At 41.7% G+C, this 643-nt stretch carries 1 protein-coding gene; it reads left to right on the forward strand.

Going from position 1 to position 643, the window contains the following annotated elements; all coding sequences use genetic code 11:
- A partial coding sequence (locus GMD1S_RS08665) for a metal-dependent transcriptional regulator (protein ID WP_000585706.1) occupies positions 1 to 429 on the forward strand: 429 nt, incomplete at its 5' end.
- Between the last annotated feature and the right edge of the window lie 214 nt (positions 430 to 643).

A 643-nucleotide genomic window follows, 5' to 3' on the forward strand; every position in this document is an offset into this window, starting at 1 on the left:
AAACACCGTTTGATTGAAGTCTTTCTAGTTCACCATCTAGACTATACTAGCGATCAAATCCACGAAGAAGCTGAGGTCCTAGAACACACAGTCTCTGACCTATTTGTAAAGAGACTGGATAAACTGCTTGGTTTCCCTCAAACTTGCCCCCACGGTGGAACCATACCAGCCGAGGGAGAACTCTTGGTTGAAATCAATAACCTTCCACTAGCAGCTGTCCAGGAAGCTGGAACCTATCTCCTGACTCGCGTTCATGATAGTTTTGAACTACTCAAATATCTAGAAAAGCACGCAATTCATATCGGTGACCAACTCCAAGTCAAGCAGTTTGATGGCTTTTCCAATAGCTTTACTCTGGTCAACAAAGGTGAAGATCTCCAAGTTAGCATCGATATCGCCAAACAACTCTATGTCGAAAAAATCAACTAACCCCTTATTCCTGAAAGAAGTTCCTTTCAGGGATTTTTTATCATTTTAGTTGTAAGTCCCATTCATTTGGTGTAGAATGAAGCTAGATAAAAGAGGGAGGTTTTCCTATGAAAAAGCTCTTTAGAATCCATTTTGCAGCCATTGCAGTCAGCGATTTACTACTGTTGGTAACTTTCAGACCCCGATACGAACTTTCTTTGGAGAGAGGCCTGAT

It is taken from the genome of Streptococcus sp. GMD1S (assembly GCF_000296875.1).
Taxonomy (GTDB): domain Bacteria; phylum Bacillota; class Bacilli; order Lactobacillales; family Streptococcaceae; genus Streptococcus.